The following is a 17,486-nucleotide window of genomic DNA, read 5'->3' as shown; positions in this document are numbered from 1 at the left end:
CCGGTTCAAGCGCCCGTCGTGCTCTAAACTTTTGATTTAGAGCCTTTTTGTCCGGTTCAAATGATTCCATTTGAACCGGAAAGGCTCTAGGCGAAATCGCGCCCCGGAATGGACCGACGCGCTCCAAAAGCAAAGGGCCGCCCCGAAGGGCGGCCCCGCCGATCCGAACCCCGAGGGTTCAGGTCAGATGATGTTGCCGAAGGCGATGTCGGTGAGAGCCTTGCCGGTGAGCAGGATCGCCTCGTCCGCCGAGCCGTTGCCCCCTTGGTCGAAGAACACCACCACGTCGGCGCCGACCCCGACCGATACATAGATCACGCCGCCGGTCATAAGGGCCTCCGCCGCGGTCTTGGCGGCGGCGTAGGTTGCGGCGCTTGTCTCGGCATAGTTCACGCCGGTCGCGGCTACGCCCGAGAAATCGATCTGGTCGAGCGTCGTCCAGTCGGCGATGTGGTCGATCGTGGCGGCGCCGCTCACCCCGCTGTCGCCGTCGGCCTGAGTGAAGACGTTGGTCCCCGCGCCGCCGGTCAGGACGTCCGCCCCGGTCCCGCCGACGATGGTGTCGTTGCCGCCGCCGCCGGTGATCGAATCGGTTCCGACGCCGCCCACCAGGGAGTTCGCCCCGGAGCCGCCGTCGATGTTGTCGTTGCCCAGGCCGCCGATCACCGTGTCCGTGCCTGAACCGGCGGTGATGGTGTCGTCGCCGGTCCCGCCGGTGATCGAGTTGGCGCCCTCGCCGCCGACCACGGAGTTGTTCCCGTCGCCGGTGATGATGGTGTCGGCGCCCGAACCGGCGGTGATGGTGTCGTCGCCGGTCCCGCCGGTGATCGAGTTGGCGCCTTCGCCGGCGGTGACGACGTTGTTCCCGCCGCCGGTGACGATGGTGTCGGCGCCGGAGCCGGCGGTGATGGTGTCGGCCCCGGTCCCGCCGGTGATCGAGTTCGCGCCTTCCCCGGCGGTGACGGAGTTGCTGCCGTCGCCGGTGACGATGGTGTCGGCGCCCGATCCGCCGCTGATGGTGTCGTTGCCGACCCCGGCGGAGATGGTGTTGGCGCCCTCGCCGCCGGCGATGTTGTTGTCGCCGGAGCCGCCGATGATGCTGTCGTCCCCGGCGCCGCCCAGGATGGTGTCGGCGCCCGAGCCCAGGGTGATCATGTCGTTGCCGTTGCCGCCGTCGACGATGCTGTCGACGGTGCTGGCCGAGCCATCGACGGTGTCGTTGTCGTCGCCGGCGATCACCGAGCCGCGGCCGGTGAAGGTCAGCAGGTCGTTGCCGGCCCCGCCGTTCAGGATGTCGAGGCCGCCGCCGGAGCTGATGACGTCGTTGCCCGACCCGCCGTTCAGGGTGTCGTTGCCGGCGGTGGTGGTGATTGTGTCGTTGCCGCTCCCGGAGGTGACGCTGTTGTTGCCGGCTGCGCCGTTGATGACGTTGTCGCCTTCGCCGCCGTCGATGATGTCGTTGCCCGCGCCGGTGGTGATCGAGTCGGAGCCCGCGCCGCCGCTGACCGTGTTGTTGCCGCCGGTGTCGGTCAGGGTGTCGTCGCCGTCGCCCAGGTTGACGACGTCGGATCCGGCGCCCGAACTGACCGAGTCGGTCCCGGCCCCGGTGTCGTAGGTGGTGGCCGCCGCCGCGCCGCTGACGGTGTCGTTGCCGGAGCTGGTGGTGATCACCCCGCCGCCGCCGCCGAGCGAGATGGTGTTGTTCCCGGTGCCGCCGTCGACGGTGTCGTTGCCGCCGCCGCTGACATAGGTGTCGTTGCCGTCGCCCAGGGACACGGTGTCGTCGCCGGCGCCGGTCGTGACCATGTCGTCGCCGATACCGGCCGAGATGGTGTTGAAGCCGCCCGCGTCGACGATGGTGTCGTTGCCGTCGCCAGCGCTGATGTTGTCGCTGTCGCCGCCGGCCGTGATGCTGTCGTCGCCGAGCCCGCCAACCACGGTGTTGGCGCCCGCGCCCGCCTGGATGGTGTCGTTGCCCGCGCCGCCGTCGATGTTGTCGGCGTTGGAGCCCGCGGTGACGCTGTCGTTGCCGCCGCCCGCGGTGACGATGTTCAGCCCGGTCGAGGCCGTGACCGTGTCGTCGCCGTTGCCGGCGTCGATGGTGTCGGAGCCCGCACCCGCCACGATGACGTCATTGCCGTCGCCGCCGTCGAGGGAGTCGCTGCCGCCGCCGCCGGTGATGCTGTCGGCGCCGTCCTGGCCGCCGAGCGTGTCGGAGGTCGCCGAGCCCAGCAGGGTGTCGTCGCCCAGGTTGCCCAGAACGTAGTCGCCCAGCGTGCTGCCCGAGGCGTCGACGCTGTCGTTGCCCTGGCCGCCGAGGATCAGGTCGCCCAGGTTGCCGCCGGTGATGGTGTCGTCGCCCAGGTTGCCCTGCGCGAACTGGCGGAGCGCGGCGTTCGAGCCGGTCCCCAGCTGGATGGTGTCGTTGTCCTTGCCGCCGTAGATGACGTCGTCGCCCGAGCCGCCGACGATCGAGTCCTCGCCCTGGTTGCCCTGCAGGACATCCGCGCCGCCCTTGCCGTCGATGGTGTCGTTGCCCACGCTGCCGTAGATGCCGTCCGCGCCCGACGTGCCGTCCCGCGAGTCGTTGCCGACCGTGCCGGCGAAGAGCAGGGAGCTGTCCGGGAAGACCGCGTCGGTCTCGCCGCGGAAGCCGCCCGGGTCGTTGAAGGTCAGCGACTTGGTCGGCGAGGTCAGGACGATGAAGTCCGGCGAGGTCGCCGTGAACGGCACGAAGGTGACGGACACCTGCGCCGCGGTGATCCCGGCGGCGTTGAAGACGATCTGATCGACCGCCGGATTGTACGCCATCGCCTGCGCAGGCGTCATGTCGTCGAAGAAAAAGATCGCCACTGTGCGGCCCCCAAAAACGAATCAGTTGGTGTCCCTGGTCGGGAGGCTACCGATAATTCCTTCACTAAGGTTACCGAGCCGGGGAGATGCGGCAAGAAACCATTGCTTTAGGTTGAGTTTTTCCCCGCGATCAGCCGTGTCCGTCGTATCGGCGCAACAGTTCGCCCGCCGCACGGTCGGTTTCGGCCAGCGGCGGCTGCCCGGCGGCCGTCAGGTTCCCGACAAAGGGCCGGGCCAGGCCGCGCCGCTCGAACTCGGCGTGGAAGCGCGCGAACTTGGCGCTGCGCCCCGCCATCGGCAGCACGAACACGGGCTTTCCGGTGGCCGCGGCGTCGGTAGCGAGGTTCGTGGAGTCCTCGGTGACCAGGATCGCATCGGCCGCCGCCAGGAAGGCGAAGTAGGGGTTCTCGCCGGTCCCGTCCCAGACGATCCCGGGCAGGCCGGCCAGGACGCGGGTCATCGCCTCACGGGCCAGCGCGGGCGTGCGGCGGGTGTAGCTGACCAGCACGCCGCCCCCGGACGCCGTGACGGCCTGGGCGATCTGCTCGGCCAGCCGGCGGGCGTGGCCGGGCGGCAGGCGGTGGGCCTTGGAGCGGCCGCCGACGATCACCGCGACCCTCGGGTGGGGCAGGGCCGCGATGCGGGGCTCGAACCGCGCCAGCGCCACGGCCAGCGTCTCCGCGCTCAGCCGGTTGGGCGCACCCAGGATCGGGAACACATTCAGGCCGGTCAGGCCGTCATGCTGCGGCGGCACAACCAGGTCGAAGCGGTCCAGCGGCGCGTGGGGATGCTGGGTCTGGACCACGAAGGTCTTGCCGCCGCTCCAGGCCAGCATGCGGGTGGACAGCGGCAGGGTCGCGCGCCCGGCGGCGATCCAGATGTCGGGGTAGGGAGCTTCGATCGGGTCGCCCGTTCGGGCGCCGGGCGGGATCAGGGGCCAGGGGAGCCGACCCAGCCCAGCCGGCCAGCCGATGCGCTTGACCGCGATATGGGCCGGGCGGCGGCGCGCCACGGCTTCGGCCAGGCCCAGGGCCTGGGCCTCGATGCCGGCCCGGCCGTCGGAGACGGCCCAGATCCTTAGAGGACGCTCGCCGCCGGCCATCTGAAGTGGATTAGACCCACTCCACCTTGGTGATCTCGTAGGCCTTGGCGCCGCTGGGCGTGATCACCTCGACCACGTCGCCGGTCTCCTTGCCGATGATCGCACGCGCGATCGGCGAGGTGATCGAGACGCGGCCGCGTTTCACATCGGCCTCGTGCTCGCCGACGATCTGGTAGCGGGCCGCCTCCTCGGTATCCTCGTCGATGACCGAGACGGTCGCGCCGAACTTGATCTGGCTGCCGGAAAGCTTGGACACGTCGATGACCTGCGCACGGGCCATCTTGTCCTCGATCTCGGCGATCTGGCCTTCGATCCAGCCCTGCCGGTCCTTGGCGGCATGGTATTCGGCGTTCTCTGAAAGGTCGCCGTGTAGGCGCGCTTCGCCGATCGCGGCGATCACAGCCGGCCGCTCAATCGTCTTCAAACGCTTCAGTTCGTCGTCGAGGGCCTTGTAGCCCTCGCCGGTCATCGGAACTTTTTCCATCATAACTCGAAGTTCGCCTTGGTGATCCCCAACCCGGCCGAGGGCGAGCGCGTCGCGGGGGCGAAGATGTTAGGATTGTGCGGCGCAAAAATCAAGAGCGTGGGTCTGCCAATTCAAGCGCCGCCACCAAACCCGGCCGGTTGTCCCCCAACACGAGACGTCCACCGTGCAGCTTGGCGCAGGCCGCCACGAGCGCAAGCCCCAATCCCGAGCCGGCCGTCGTTCGCGACACTTCCAGGCGCACAAACCGCTCCTGGACCCGCCCCAGGTGCTCGCTGGGCACCCCCGGCCCGTCGTCGGAGACCGAGATCCGGGCGCGCCCGACGCCGCTTTCTTCGACCTTGACCTTCACCGTGGCCCCGCGCCCGGCGTGGATGACGGCGTTGTGCAGCAGGTTGCCGACCGCCTGGCGCAGCAGGGCCGGGTGGGCGCGGGCCAGCACCGGCACGCTGGGGGCCTCCGTCACCAGGGCCTGGCCGGCGTCCTCCAGCGCGGGACTGAACAGGTCGGCGATGCCCAGCACCAGGCCTGCGACGTCGATGTTCTGCATGTTCTCCTGGCTGAGGCCGGACTCGGCGTGGGCGATGTCCAGCAGGGCGTTGAGCGTGGCCAGCATCGAGTCGGCCTGGGCGTTGGCCTCGTCCAGGGCGGCCATGCGCTCGGCCTCGGGGGCGTCGGGATCGGCGGCGCGGACCAGGGCGCCCTTCATCCGGGTCAAGGGCGAGCGCAGGTCGTGGGCGATGCTGTCGGTGACCGTGCGCATGCCGATCATCAGCTCCTCGATCCGGGTCAGCATGTGGTTCAGCGCGGCGCCCAGGTCGTCGAACACATCGCCCCTGGGCCGGACCGGGGCGCGGGCGGAGAGGTCGCCGCTGGCGATCCGCTCGGCGGTGTGGGCGATGGCGCGCGTGCGACGGAGCAGCATGGCGTTCAGCCCGAACCCGCCGGCCGCCGCGCCCAAGGCGGTCAGCACGATCGCCAGCGCCGAGCCGCGGAACACCGCCTTGCGCAGCGCGTCGCGGGCCCGCAGGTCCTCGGCGACGATCAGGGTGTTGCCGGACCCCAGCGGCTGGGCGATCACCCGCCAGTGCGGGCGGGGCTCGCGCACCACGTCGGCGCCGGCGATGATGTGGCCCTGGCTGTCCTCCAACGCATAGCGAAAGCCGTCGGCCGATCCGACGCGGGCATAGCGGTTGAGGGTGGCGGCCAGGCTGCCGATCCCCTCGTCCTGGGCGAAGGCGACGAAATAGTCCCGCGACGCCACGGCCATGGCCGCCTGCTGGCGCGCGATCGCCCGCTCGCCCAGCCGATCGACCAGCAGCAGCCCCAGCACCACCGCCGCTAACGCCACCGCCGAGGCCGCCGCGGGCCAGATCCAGGGCTTAAGCCTCACGGCCGTTCGGAAAGCCGGTAGCCGGAACCGCGGACGGTGTGCAGCAGCGGGGTGGCGAAGCCGTCATCGATCTTCTTGCGCAGCCGGCTGATGTGGGTGTCGATCAGGCTGGTGTGGGGGTCGAAGCGATAGTCCCAGAGGTCCTCCAGCATCATGGTGCGGGTGACCACCCGGTCCTTGTGGCGCAGCAGGTGTTCCAGCAGCTTGAACTCGCGCGGCAGCAGGTCGAGCCGGCGGCCGGCCCGGGTGACGCGGCGCTTCAGCAGGTCCATCTCCAGGTCGCCGCAGCTCATCGCGACGGTCTCCTGGCGGGCCGCGGGCCGGCGCAGCATGGCGGCCAGCCGCGCGGAGAGCTCGGAAAAGGCGAACGGCTTGGCCAGGTAGTCGTCGCCGCCGGCCCGTAGGCCCTTCACCCGCTCGTCCAGCTGGCCCAGGGCCGAGAGGATCAGCAGCGGGGTATGGACCTCGGCGGCCCTGAGCGCCTTGACCACCGACAGCCCGTCCATGCCCGGCAGCATGCGGTCCATGATCACGGCGTCGAAGTCGGCGGAGCTGGCCAGGTACAGCGCGTCGCGGCCGTCGGCCACATGCTCGACGGTATAGCCCTCCTGGCGCAGCCCGTTCAGCAGGGTCTCGGCGGTTCCCCCGTCATCCTCGACGACCAGGATCTTCGCGCCCATGGGCGGCTCCAATTCTCCAAGCTGGACCGGATGGGCCAGCTTCGGGACGGAAAAGCGGCGGGCGCCCGGATGGGGGACGCGAAACGCCCGCCGCCGCCCCCCTTGGTCCCGCCGCGACAAACGCAAAGGCCGGCGCGACCAAGAGAAACTCTGTGGGATCAGGCCTTCTTGCAAGCTGCCATGAAGGCCTTCCTTGGCTGGTTGTGTGACAGTTCGGCATTCCATTGCCGGGTGCAGTCGGCGGACTTCGACGCCGTTGTCGAAGGCGATGCGTCGGCCGCCTGCGCGGCCTTGGCGTGCTTGTGGGCCAGGGCGGCCGGGCCACCCGCCAGCGCCAGCACCAGGGTCGAGGCGATCAGAAGTCCGCGCATAGTCCAAGAGGTTCCCGTCACGTCGCCGTCGCGACGCGGGCATATCTGGCGGCCGCGGACTGGACCCCGTCTGACGGCGGTCTCGCAAATTTGTAAGGTTCAGGCGCCGTGGACACCGGCCGATGCGCGCAGGGCCTGGCGAAATCGCCCGTCACGCCGTCTTGCCGCGGCCGTCCGCGGCCCTAGCTTAGGGCCCAGTCCAGGAGTTCCCCCATGGCCGCCAAACGCGGGATCACCCTCTATCACTCGCCGGCCAGCCGGGCGTTCGTCGCCTACTGGATGCTGGAGGAGGTCGGCGTCCCGTTCGACGTGAAGATCGTCGACATCCGCAAGGGCGAGCAGAAGAAGCCGGAATACCTGAAGCTCAATCCCTCCGGAAAGGTCCCGACCCTGACCGACGGCAAGGTGGTGGTCAGCGAGAACCCGGCCATCGGCATCTACCTGGCCGACCGCTACAGCTACGGCGCCCTGGCGCCGAAGATCGACGCCCCCGACCGTGGGGCCTATCTGAAGTGGATGGTCTATTCGACCGCGGTGGTGGACCCGGTGGCCTCCCTGCACGGGCAGCAGATCGACCTGCCGGGCCTCGATATGAGCTTCGGGACCTATGACGACATGGTGGCCGTGCTGACCGCGGTGCTGGCGAGCCGCCGGTGGCTGCTTGGCGACCGGTTCAGCGCCGCCGACGTGGTGCTGGGCGGCAACATCTCGTTCCTGCTGTACCGCAAGATCCTCCCCGAACACCCGACCCTGGTGGACTACAACGCCCGCCTGACCCAGCGCCCCGCCTACCACCGCGCCGCCGACGCCACCTGGCCCGCCCAACTGTTCGCCCCGCCGGTTTAGCGGCGGGCGGTCGCTATCGGAGTCGAGGGTCTATCCCCTACCTTCGATCGTCATGGCCGGGACAAGGCCCGCCCATGACGATCTCGAGGGTTGGTCCCTGCAAACCCGGCTGCCGTGCGAATCCGTCTCAGTGCCGCAGCACGATCTTTCCGAAGTGTTGATTGGCCTTCATCTTGGCCAGGGCCTCGGCGAAGGACTCCAGGGGGAAGACGCTGTCGATCGGCATGGCGAAGGCGCGGTGCGCCAGGGCCGGGCCGAGGTCTTCGAGCATGGCGCGGTTGATCTCGGCGACCTCCTCGGGGGTGCGGGTGCGGAAGGTGACGCCGGTGTAGGCGATGCGGCGCAGGGCGTGCAGGTCGGCGTCGAACTCGGTCTTCTGGCCGCCCAGCCGGCCGACGTTGACGATCCGCCCCAGCACCCGGGCGGCGCGCATGTTGGGGGTCACCAGCGGGCCGGAGATCTGGTCGACGATCAGGTCCACGCCCTTGCCGCCGGTGGCGTCCAGCACCGCCTGCACCCAGTGCGGGTCGCCGGTGTCGATGGCCAGGTCCGCGCCGAACTCGGTGAGGCGGGCGCGGCGGGCCGGGTTGGTGGACGAGCCGATCACCTGGGCCGCGCCCAGCTGCCGCGCGATCTGCATCCCCAGGAGGCCGACCCCGCTGGAAGCCCCCTGGATCAGCACGCTCTCGCCCGGCTGCATCGCGCCGACCGTGACGATGGCGTTGTGCATGGTCCGCAGCGCTACCGGAAAGCAGGCGGCCTCCTCGAAGCTCAGGTTGGCGTCGGGGATACGCAGCACCTGGGCCACCGGGACGGCCACATAGTCGGCGAAGCCGCCGCTGCCCATCACCCGGTCGCCGGCGCTGAAGCCGCTCACGCCCGGGCCGAGCTCGGCGATCTCGCCCGCCCACTCCAGGCCGAGCATTGCGCCCAGCCCGCCGCGCGCGCCGTGCAGGTGGCCGGCGGCCATGGCCAGGTCGGCGCGGTTCAGCGCATTGGCGTGGACGCGCACCAGCACCTGGCCGGCGCGGGCCTCGGGCCGCGGGATGTCGCTCAGCGCCGGCCCTTTGTCGGTGACGACGACCGCCCTCATTTGCCGGCCTCCAGGTTCGGAAGGGGCAGCGCGCCGCCGTCCGGGGTCGGGACCTGGGCGACGTTCAGGGTCATCGAGACCATGTCGTAGTAGCCGTTGACCGCGATCAGATCGATCACCCCCTGGTCGCCCAGCAGCGTCTGGACCGCGGCGAAGGTCGCGTCGCCGACCTTCCGGTCCCGTCGCAACTCGGTGGCGAAGTCGTAGACCGCCGCCTCATCCGGCGTCATGCCGCGCGGGCGGCGGCCCTGGGCCAGATCGGCCGCCACCGCCGGCTCCAGCCCGGCCTGCAGCGCCAGCGGGTAGTGGGCGTACCACTCGTAACTGGCGTTCCAGGCCCGCGCGGTGATCAGGATCGCGAACTCGTTCAGCTTGCGCGGCACGCTGGAATGGAAGCGGATCTGCTCGCCCAGCTGCTGCATCCGGTCGCCCATGGCGGGACTGCGCAGCCAGGCGTTGAAGGGACCGTTCAGGGTCTTGCGCGGGCCGGCCTGGATCGCGTCGGCCAGAGCTTTCTGGGCCGGGGTCATCTGCTCGGGGGTGAGCACCGGGAACCGGTCCTTCGCGCTTGCGCTGGTCGCCATCAGCAGTCCCGCCAGGATTATCGCCGTCCGCATGATGCCCCCCGCCCATGGCGCCGTCTTGTCAGGCGCTCTCGCTGATGATGGCGCCTTGCAGTTCCGATGGCTCGGGGGGTTCGAAGACGCCCTCGATGAAGTCGAAGAGTTCCGGCGTCACCTCGATGGCGAAGTTCTCGCCCTTGACCACGTTGCGTTCGGCCACCCGCGCGCGGCGGGCCTCGGCGCTGGCGGTGACGAAGTGGAACTGCAGCGGCAGCTCGGTGGCCTCGGCGATCTCGCGCACCCGGTCGCGGTCGGCGCGGCGCATCAGGCCGATGTCCAGGATCACCGACGTCCCGGCGGCCAGGCAGCCGGCGGCCACGGACCAGATCTGCGCCTCGCAGCGCTGCACCCGATCGATCATCCACTCGTACTCGATGGGTTCGGGCATGTCGGGGGCGAACAGGCGCGCCATCCACTCGTCGAGGATGAAGGCGACGGCCTTCTCCCGCCGGGCGAAGCTGTGGGCGTAGGTCGTCTTGCCGGCGCCGGAGGGCCCGAAGATCACGTTGAGGGTCGCAGCCATGGGTCCCGCATAGCGGATCGGTCCCGGGCCGTCGATTGTGGCCGTCGATGTGGGTTGACGGCTACGGCCCGGTCTCGAAGGGTCGAGCATGCCGATCTGCGAAATCGATCTGCGGGTCGGCCGCCGGCTGGGCGGCGCGCTGAACGGAAGGGGCCGGCGATGATCACGATCCACAATTTCAGCCGCGGCGTGCGTGGCCTGCGGGTGGTCTGGCAGTGCGAGGAGATGGGGCTGGCCTATCAGGCGGTGGGCTTCGAGTTCCCGCCACCGCCCGAGTACCGCGCCAAATATCCGCCGGGCTCGGTCCCGTTCCTGGAGGACGAGGGTGGCGTCGCGATCGGCGAGTCTGTGGCCCAGATGCTGTACCTCGCCCAGCGCTATGGCCCGACGCCGCTGCTGCCGGCCGAGCCCGCGGCCCTGGCGCGGGTGCTGCAATTGACCGTGGGCGCCGAGGCCAGCCTGGGCGGGCTGATGAACCCCCTGATGGGCACGAAGTTCGCCGCCCCGGACGCAGATAAGGTCAACTGGACCAACGGCTTCTGCGAGGCGCGCGTCGCCGACATGCTGGACTATGTCGACGGCCTGCTGGGCGAGGGCGACTTTTTTGTCGGCGACAGCCTCACCCTGGCCGATATCGCCGTCTCCACCTCGCTCGGCATGTGGCAGGGCGCGCTGGGCAAGGACGTGGCGCCTCGCCTCGCCGCCCACCGCGACCGAATGCGCGAACGCCCCGGGTACGGCGCGGCCGCGCGGGCGTTTGCCGCACCTTGAGCCACCGACCATCCGGCCCTGTTAGAGGAATCTTCAACGGGCCTGCGTACCTCATGAAAAATGAGCCAGGCGCCCACGACCCCGGAAGATCGCCTGGAGCTTGAGCGCCTCGCCGCGCTGGACGGTCTCGAGATCCTGGATACCGGGATCGAGCCGCTGTTCGACAGCCTGACCGAACTCGCCGCACTCTCGTTCGATACGCCCATCGCCCTGATCTCGCTCGTCGATCGGGAGCGCCAATGGTTCAAGTCGTGCATCGGCCTGGATGTGGATCATACCGATCGCGACATCTCATTCTGCCGGTACGCGATCCAGGCGGACGCCACGCTCGTCGTACTCGATGCGCTCGTGGATGACCGGTTCGCGGACAATCCACTGGTGCTGGGACCGCCTTTCATCCGCTTCTACGCCGGCGCCCCGCTGATCACTCCGGAAGGCTACCGTCTCGGGACCCTGTGCGTCATCGACACCAAGCCGCGAGACACATTCTGCCGGGCGCAGGCCAACAAGCTGCAGGCGCTCGCGGCCAGCGTCATGCAGGCGCTCATTCTTCGAATGGCGGCGCGTGAGCGCGAGCGCATTGCCGCCGTCGCCCAGGAGCGCCTGGAGCTGCTCGGACTTGCCGAGCGTATGGCCGGGGTCGGCACCTGGGGCCTGGATGTGGCGACCAACCGCACGACATGGTCGGAGGAAGTCTATCGGATTCACGGGTTGGGCGCCGCGAGTGAGTCGCCGGAACTCGACGGCGCGCTGGCCTGCTACCATCCCGAGGACGCGCCGGTGCTGGCGGGTTACGTCCAACGCGCGGTGGCTTTCGGCGAGGACTTCGAAGCGCACGCGCGGGTCGTCCGCCCGGGCGGCGAAGTGCGGCACGTCATCGCCCGCGGGGCATGCCGGCGCGAGGCGGGCGCCATCGTGGGCCTGTTCGGCACCTTCCAGGACGTGACCGTGCTCAAGCTCGCCGACGCCAATCTGCGGGCCAGCGAAGCCAGGGCGCGACACCTGATGGAGAATGCCACGGACATGATCATCCGGCTGGACAGCGCCGGTGTGGCGCTGGAGGTCTCGCCGGCCTGCCGGGCGTTCGGGTATGAGCCTGGCGATATCATCGGTGCGAACGTGGCGGACTTCGTCCATCCGGACGACCTCGAAGCGGTCGGCGCGGCGATGCGAGACAACTTCAGCGGCCGGGCGTCCGACCGCGGCCTGGCCCGCGAATGCCGGATGCGGACCAAGGATGGCGCCTATCGCTGGATCCAGGGCAACCCCACCATCGTGCGGGACGACGATGGCGTTGTCCGGGCGTCTATCAGCATCTTCCGGGACGTAACCGAGCGCAAGGAAGCGGAATTCGCCCGGGCCGAGAGCGAGGCCCGCTACCGCCTGTTCGCCGAAAACGCCCGCGACATTATCGCAAGTTACAAGCCGGGCGGTTGTTTCACCTACGTGTCGCCGGCGGTCTCGTTCGTGCTCGGCTACGCGCCGGAGGAGCTGGTCGGCAAGTCTCCCACGCAGTTCATGCATCCCGACGACGTGAAGCCGACGATCGCGGTCCTGGCCGCCTATGTGGCCGGCGGCCCGAACGCCGCGCCGGTCAGATACGAGTATCGGGCCTTCCGAAAGGACGGGACCGTGGTCTGGCTGGAGGCCAACCCGCGGGCGGTATTCGATCCGGTCAGTGGTGCGCTTGTAGAGTTCCAGGACGTTGTGCGCGACGCCACCCGGCGCAAGGCCATGGAGGCGGAGCTTGCGGCCGCCCGGGACGCCGCGGTGGCGGCGACCGCGGTCAAATCGGATTTTCTGGCGAACATGAGCCACGAGATCCGCACGCCCCTGACCGCCATCATCGGCTTCTCGAGCCTGCTCTCGGCGCGCTCGGACCTGCCGGAAACCGCGGTGCAGCAGGTCAAGCGGGTCAGCGGGGCGAGCAAGGCCCTGCTCGTCATCGTGGACGATGTCCTGGACTTCTCGAAGCTGGAAGCGGGCCAGATGACGATCTCGCCCCGGCCCGTCGCGATCGCCGAGCTGGCCCAGGACGCCCTGGCGATGTTCGCCCCGCAGGCCGAGGCCAAGTCGCTCCGGCTGGCGTTCGACGCGGGACCGCCCGCGCCAGCCCTCGTGCTGATCGATCCGGACCGGCTGCGGCAGGTGCTCTTCAACCTGCTCGGCAACGCCATCAAGTTCACCGACCAGGGCGTGGTGAGCCTGCGCATGGCCTACGACCGGAACAGTGAGGTTCTGGGCTTCGAGGTGGCGGACACCGGGTCCGGTATGAACGCGACCCAGTGCGCGCAACTGTTCCAGAGGTTCTCGCAGGTCGACGCCTCGGCGACCCGTCGCCACGGCGGCACGGGCCTGGGGTTGGCGATCTGCAAGGCGCTGACCGAGGCGATGGGCGGCGGAATCTCCGTCACCAGCCAGCCCGAAAGCGGATCGACCTTCCGCGTGCGGATCGGCGCGCCGATGGTCGCCGCCATCGACCCGGAGGCCGTCTCCGAACCCGGCATATTGCTGTCGGGGGTGCGGGTGCTGATCGCCGACGACAATGCCGCAAACCGCGAACTGGCCCGCATTCACCTCGTGCGACAGGGGGCCGAGGTGACAACGGCGGACGGCGGCGCGCAGGCCATCGCCTTCGCCGCCCAGGCGCCGTTCGATGTCATCCTGCTCGACCTTCGCATGCCCGGGCTGGACGGCGTCGCGGCGCTGGCGCGGATTCGGGGCCAGGACGGGCCCAACCAGGACGTTCCTATCCTGGCGTTCACAGCCGGGGTCGCCGACGCTGCATCGCGCGAACTCAACGGCTTCGATGGCGTCATCGCCAAGCCGATTGCGGCGTCGGACATGATCCTGGCGCTGGTCCGCGCGACACGATGGTTCGGCGCTGAAGACCAGACGGGCGGCGGCCATGCAATTCGGGCGTGACCTGGCCGGACGCCGCGTGCTCGTCGTCGAGGACGACCCGATGGTCCTCGAACTGATCGCGCGCGTCGGCCGACTGGTTCACCGATCGGCGAGGGCCGGCGCCGCCATCACCGCACCGTAAGGCCGCCGTCGATCACCAGCTCCTGGCCGGTGACATAGCGGCTCTCGGACGAGCACAGCCACAGCACCCCGTTGGCGATGTCCTCCGGCAGGCCCTTCACGCCCAGCGGCACCATGGCCAGCGACATGGTGTCGAGGTCCGGCGCGGCATTGGAGCCCGGGTTCAGGGCGGCGGTGACCGTCAGCCAGATCGGCGTCTCGATCAGGCCCGGGTGGACCGAGTTCACCCGGATGCCGTCCTTGGCGTTGGCGCACTCCATGGCCACGGCCTTGGTGAACAGCCGCACCCCGCCCTTGGTGGCGCAGTAGCCGGCCAGGTTCGCCGAGCCCTTCAGCCCCGCAACCGAGGAGATGTTGACGATGCTGCCGCCGTCGCCGGAAATCCGCATCAGCGGGATCGAGTGCTTCACGCCCAGGAACACGCCGTCCAGGTTGATCGCGGTCTGGCGGCGCCAGTTGACCAGGGTCATGTCCAGGATCGAGCCGCCGATGCCGATGCCGGCGTTGTTGACCAGGAAGTCCAGCCGACCGTGCCGCGCAGCGATCCCGGCGATGACCTCGGCCCAGACGTCCTCGTCGGTGACGTCGTGATGCACGTATTCGGCTTGGCCACCGGCCTTCTTGATCCCGGCCACCACCTCGACGCCGAGGTGGTCCTGGATGTCGGTGACGACGACGAACGCCCCCTCCGCCGCCAGCTTCTCGCAACAGCCGCGCCCGATGCCGCTGGCCCCGCCGGTGACCAGGGCCACCTTGCCGCTCACCCGTCCCGCCATGGGGGTCTCCTCCTTATCGTTGATTAGGTGCAGCCGTACCTCAATCCTCCCCCAGCGCGAAGCGCGATCAGGGGGAGGTGGATCGGCGCGTCGCGCGCCGAGACGGAGGGGGTTGCAGGCCACTCCGCGGGCCGCTGCCGGCAGGCTTCACCGGGGCCGCGGATTTGCTAGGGTCGCGCCATGGATGGGTCGCGCGTCACCAAGGATCGAGCCAGGGCGCTGCGCGCCGCGATCCACCTCCCCCTGATCGCGCTTTGCGCTGGGGGAGGATTTTGATCCACATCCGCCCCTGCATCCCGACCGACGCGGCCGCCCTCGCTCAAGTGGGGCAGGCGACGTTTCTGGAGACCTATGCCACCGTCCTGCCAGGATCGGACATCGTGGCCCACTGCGCCCGTGAGCATGGGGCGGAGCGCTACGCCGCCTGGCTGGCGCGGCCGGATCACAGCGTGTGGGTCGCCGAGGTCGGAGCAACCGGGACGGTGGTGGGCTATGTGATGCTGTGCCCGGCCGACCTGCCGGTGGCGCGCGAACCAGGCGATCTGGAGATCAAGCGGATCTACCTGCTGTCCCGGTTCCAGGGCGGCGGCGTGGGGGCGCGACTGATGGCGACGGCCCTGGACCGGGCCAGGGCGGCCGGGGCGCGGCGGATGCTGCTCGCCGTGCACGACCAGAACAGCTCGGCGCAGGCCTTCTATGCCCGCCTAGGGTTCACCCAGGCCGGCGTGCGGACGTTCCAGGTGGGCGCCAGCACCTGTGACGACCTGGTGCTGGAGCTGAGCCTTTGAGGCCCTACTGCATCCACTTCGGGTCGGGGCTGCCGGTGATCAGGATGCCGTAGATCAGGCCGACGGCCAGCAGGACGATCGCGGCGACCATGATGATCCCCACCATGCCCTCGAACTTCTCGGCCAGGTGCTTGGGCTTGTGATGCCGGACGTCCCCGGTATGCGGCTCAGTACGCATGACGCTTCCTCGCAAGTCTGTTGTGGAGTCTTGAAGGCTCCGCGCCAGGCTGCGGCAGACGCCAGGGGCGTCCCCGGGAAGGTCGCTCCCCTCAAGTGAGGAGCCGGATATAAGGCCGCCGGGGCGTGCCCTTGCCGCCTGTCTCAGTCAGGCGATGCGACCAGCCTGCGCCCGCGACGCGAGCCGGTCAATCGTCAAGCTCGGGCGGTAATGTCCGGACGCCCCGCGACGTTCGCGCAGTGTGCGTTGAAGCGGCCTCAGGCGTAGCTCTGCAGCGGTCGCACCTCCAGCGGACCCTCGGCGACCGCGGCGATGGCCTGGGCGGCTGCCAGGGCCGCGGGCGTGGTGGTGAAGTAGGGGATCTTCATCATCAGACAGGTGCGGCGGATCGCGAAGCTGTCCTGCAGCGACTGCTTGCCCTCGGTGGTGTTGAAGACGATCTGCACGTCGCCGTTCTTCATGGCGTCGACGATGTGCGGCCGGCCCTCCAGCACCTTCTTCACCAGTTCCACCTTCAGGCCCTGGCCGGCCAGGTAGGCGGCGGTGCCGGAGGTGGCCAGGACCCTGAAGCCCTGGGCGATCATCAGGCGCACCGGCTCGGCGATCCAGTCCTTGTCGGCGTCCCGCACCGAGACGAACAGGCAGCCCTTGGCGGGGAGCACGGTGCCGCCGCCCAGCTGCGCCTTGGCGAAGGCCCGCGCGAAGGCCGGGCCGGCGGTGGCCTCGCCGAGGCGGATCCAGTCCAGGCCCATGACCTCGCCGGTCGAGCGCATCTCCGGGCCCAGGATGGTGTCGACGCCGGCGAACCTCGCGAAGGGGAACACCGCCTCCTTCACCGCGACGTGGTCGAAGGGCTTCTCGGTCAGGTCGAACTCGGACAGCAGCCGGCCGGCCATCAGCTTGGCGGCGATGGCGGCGACGGGCTTACCGATGGTCTTGGCCACGAAGGGCACGGTGCGGCTGGCGCGCGGGTTGACCTCGAGCACGAAGATCCGCGGATTCGCCGACTGCGGCTCCTCGATAGCGAACTGCACGTTCATCAAGCCGCGGACTTCCAGCGCGCGGGCCATCGCCTCGGTCTGGCGCTTCAGCTCGGCGATGGTGTCGGGCTTCAGCGAGAAGGGTGGCAGTGAACAGGCCGAGTCGCCCGAGTGCACCCCAGCCTCCTCGATGTGCTCCATCACCCCGGCCACATAGACCGCGCCGGAGCGGTCGCAGAGCGCGTCGACGTCCACCTCGGTGGCGCGGCTCAGGTACTGGTCGATCAGCACCGGGCTGTCGCCGGAGACCTGCACGGCGGTGGTGATGTAGCGCTGGAGCTGCTCGTCATCGCGGACGATCTCCATGGCCCGGCCGCCCAGAACGTAGGAGGGGCGGATCACCACCGGGTAGCCCACCTTGTGGGCGGCGGCGAAGGCCTCGTCGCGGGAGCGGGCGATGCCGTTGATCGGCTGGGCGATGCCGAGGCGGTGCAGCAGCTGCTGGAACCGCTCGCGGTCCTCGGCCAGGTCGATGGCGTCGGGGGTGGTGCCCAGGATCGGGATGCCGGCATCCTCAAGCGGCTGGGCCAGCTTCAGCGGCGTCTGGCCGCCGAACTGCACGATCACGCCCAGCAGGGTCCCGTTGCGCTGCTCGACCTCGATCAACTCCAGCACGTCCTCGGCGGTCAGCGGTTCGAAGTAGAGCCGGTCGGAGGTGTCGTAGTCGGTGGAGACGGTCTCGGGGTTGCAGTTCACCATGATCGACTCGACGCCGATCTCATCGAGCGCGAAGGCCGCGTGGCAGCAGCAGTAGTCGAACTCGATCCCCTGGCCGATGCGGTTCGGGCCGCCGCCCAGGATGATGGCCTTCTGGCGGCTGGACGGGTCGCTCTCGCAGTCCGGCTGCTGGCCCAGGGCCCCGCTCTCGTAGGTCGAGTACATGTACGGAGTCTCGGCTCGGAACTCGCCGGCGCAGGTGT

17 protein-coding genes are annotated in these 17,486 nt (G+C 69.6%); 5 read left to right on the top strand and 12 right to left on the bottom strand.

Going from position 1 to position 17,486, the window contains the following annotated elements; all coding sequences use genetic code 11:
* Positions 1 to 183: 183 nt before the first annotated feature.
* The 6 genes from Q0R13_RS21315 to Q0R13_RS21290 form a co-directional block, all read right to left on the bottom strand.
* A complete protein-coding gene (locus Q0R13_RS21315) occupies positions 184 to 2,853 on the bottom strand; it encodes a calcium-binding protein (protein ID WP_293907750.1) in 2,670 nt (889 codons plus the stop codon).
* A gap of 130 nt (positions 2,854 to 2,983) precedes the next feature.
* Positions 2,984 to 3,955, bottom strand: a complete 972-nt coding sequence (locus tag Q0R13_RS21310; protein WP_293907748.1) for a mitochondrial fission ELM1 family protein — start codon at positions 3,953 to 3,955, stop codon at positions 2,984 to 2,986.
* A 10-nt stretch (positions 3,956 to 3,965) separates the two neighbouring features.
* Entirely contained in the window at positions 3,966 to 4,439 is a 474-nt protein-coding gene (gene greA, locus Q0R13_RS21305) for a transcription elongation factor GreA (RefSeq protein ID WP_293907746.1), read from the bottom strand.
* A gap of 91 nt (positions 4,440 to 4,530) precedes the next feature.
* On the bottom strand, positions 4,531 to 5,832 hold the full coding sequence (locus Q0R13_RS21300) for a HAMP domain-containing sensor histidine kinase (RefSeq protein ID WP_293907744.1): 1,302 nt from the start codon (positions 5,830 to 5,832) through the stop codon (positions 4,531 to 4,533).
* Positions 5,829 to 6,512 (bottom strand): response regulator transcription factor, encoded by a 684-nt coding sequence (locus tag Q0R13_RS21295; RefSeq protein ID WP_293907742.1) that lies wholly within the window; start codon positions 6,510 to 6,512, stop codon positions 5,829 to 5,831. Before Q0R13_RS21295 ends, Q0R13_RS21300 begins: the two co-directional genes overlap by 4 nt.
* A gap of 158 nt (positions 6,513 to 6,670) precedes the next feature.
* Positions 6,671 to 6,883 (bottom strand): hypothetical protein, encoded by a 213-nt coding sequence (locus Q0R13_RS21290; RefSeq protein ID WP_293907741.1) that lies wholly within the window; start codon positions 6,881 to 6,883, stop codon positions 6,671 to 6,673.
* Between the two features lie 213 nt (positions 6,884 to 7,096).
* Between Q0R13_RS21290 and Q0R13_RS21285 the strand changes: the two genes are divergently transcribed.
* Positions 7,097 to 7,729, top strand: coding sequence for a glutathione S-transferase family protein (locus tag Q0R13_RS21285; RefSeq protein ID WP_293907740.1), 633 nt, complete (start codon positions 7,097 to 7,099; stop codon positions 7,727 to 7,729).
* A 127-nt stretch (positions 7,730 to 7,856) separates the two neighbouring features.
* Here Q0R13_RS21285 and Q0R13_RS21280 read toward each other — a convergent pair whose 3' ends face one another.
* From Q0R13_RS21280 to Q0R13_RS21270, 3 genes are read right to left on the bottom strand one after another with little or no spacing between them, the layout of a single operon-like run.
* Complete coding sequence (locus Q0R13_RS21280) at positions 7,857 to 8,822, bottom strand: zinc-binding dehydrogenase (RefSeq protein ID WP_293907739.1); 966 nt, start codon at positions 8,820 to 8,822, stop codon at positions 7,857 to 7,859.
* Positions 8,819 to 9,439 carry a carboxymuconolactone decarboxylase family protein gene (locus Q0R13_RS21275; protein ID WP_293907737.1) on the bottom strand — a complete coding sequence of 207 codons (621 nt, stop codon included), beginning with the start codon at positions 9,437 to 9,439 and terminating at the stop codon, positions 8,819 to 8,821. The genes Q0R13_RS21280 and Q0R13_RS21275 overlap by 4 nt, the downstream gene beginning before the upstream one ends.
* A gap of 28 nt (positions 9,440 to 9,467) precedes the next feature.
* Complete coding sequence (locus Q0R13_RS21270) at positions 9,468 to 9,968, bottom strand: ATP-binding protein (protein WP_293907735.1); 501 nt, start codon at positions 9,966 to 9,968, stop codon at positions 9,468 to 9,470.
* Between the two features lie 159 nt (positions 9,969 to 10,127).
* Between Q0R13_RS21270 and Q0R13_RS21265 the strand changes: the two genes are divergently transcribed.
* The 3 genes from Q0R13_RS21265 to Q0R13_RS21255 are packed head-to-tail and all read left to right on the top strand — an operon-like array spanning position 10,128 to position 13,785.
* Positions 10,128 to 10,739 carry a glutathione S-transferase family protein gene (locus tag Q0R13_RS21265; RefSeq protein ID WP_293907733.1) on the top strand — a complete coding sequence of 204 codons (612 nt, stop codon included), beginning with the start codon at positions 10,128 to 10,130 and terminating at the stop codon, positions 10,737 to 10,739.
* Positions 10,740 to 10,799: 60 nt separating this feature from the next.
* Positions 10,800 to 13,664 carry a PAS domain S-box protein gene (locus tag Q0R13_RS21260; RefSeq protein WP_293907731.1) on the top strand — a complete coding sequence of 955 codons (2,865 nt, stop codon included), beginning with the start codon at positions 10,800 to 10,802 and terminating at the stop codon, positions 13,662 to 13,664.
* A complete protein-coding gene (locus Q0R13_RS21255) occupies positions 13,648 to 13,785 on the top strand; it encodes a hypothetical protein (RefSeq protein WP_293907729.1) in 138 nt (45 codons plus the stop codon). The genes Q0R13_RS21260 and Q0R13_RS21255 overlap by 17 nt, the downstream gene beginning before the upstream one ends.
* Here Q0R13_RS21255 and Q0R13_RS21250 read toward each other — a convergent pair.
* Entirely contained in the window at positions 13,772 to 14,560 is a 789-nt protein-coding gene (locus tag Q0R13_RS21250) for a glucose 1-dehydrogenase (RefSeq protein ID WP_293907727.1), read from the bottom strand. The genes Q0R13_RS21255 and Q0R13_RS21250 overlap by 14 nt on opposite strands.
* A gap of 272 nt (positions 14,561 to 14,832) precedes the next feature.
* Here Q0R13_RS21250 and Q0R13_RS21245 point away from each other — a divergent pair, with 272 nt between their 5' ends.
* A complete protein-coding gene (locus Q0R13_RS21245) occupies positions 14,833 to 15,348 on the top strand; it encodes a GNAT family N-acetyltransferase (RefSeq protein WP_293907725.1) in 516 nt (171 codons plus the stop codon).
* Positions 15,349 to 15,352: 4 nt separating this feature from the next.
* On the opposite strand, the gene Q0R13_RS21240 is transcribed toward Q0R13_RS21245, so the two are convergent.
* Positions 15,353 to 15,526 carry a hypothetical protein gene (locus Q0R13_RS21240; RefSeq protein ID WP_293907723.1) on the bottom strand — a complete coding sequence of 58 codons (174 nt, stop codon included), beginning with the start codon at positions 15,524 to 15,526 and terminating at the stop codon, positions 15,353 to 15,355.
* Positions 15,527 to 15,783: 257 nt separating this feature from the next.
* Positions 15,784 to 17,486: carbamoyl-phosphate synthase large subunit (gene carB, locus Q0R13_RS21235; protein WP_293907721.1), on the bottom strand; the 1,703-nt coding region annotated here is incomplete at its 5' end.

The sequence above is a fragment of the Phenylobacterium sp. genome (assembly GCF_025351295.1).
In the GTDB taxonomy this organism is placed as follows: Bacteria; Pseudomonadota; Alphaproteobacteria; order Caulobacterales; family Caulobacteraceae; genus Phenylobacterium.
This window is presented reverse-complemented; position numbering and strand designations above follow the sequence as displayed.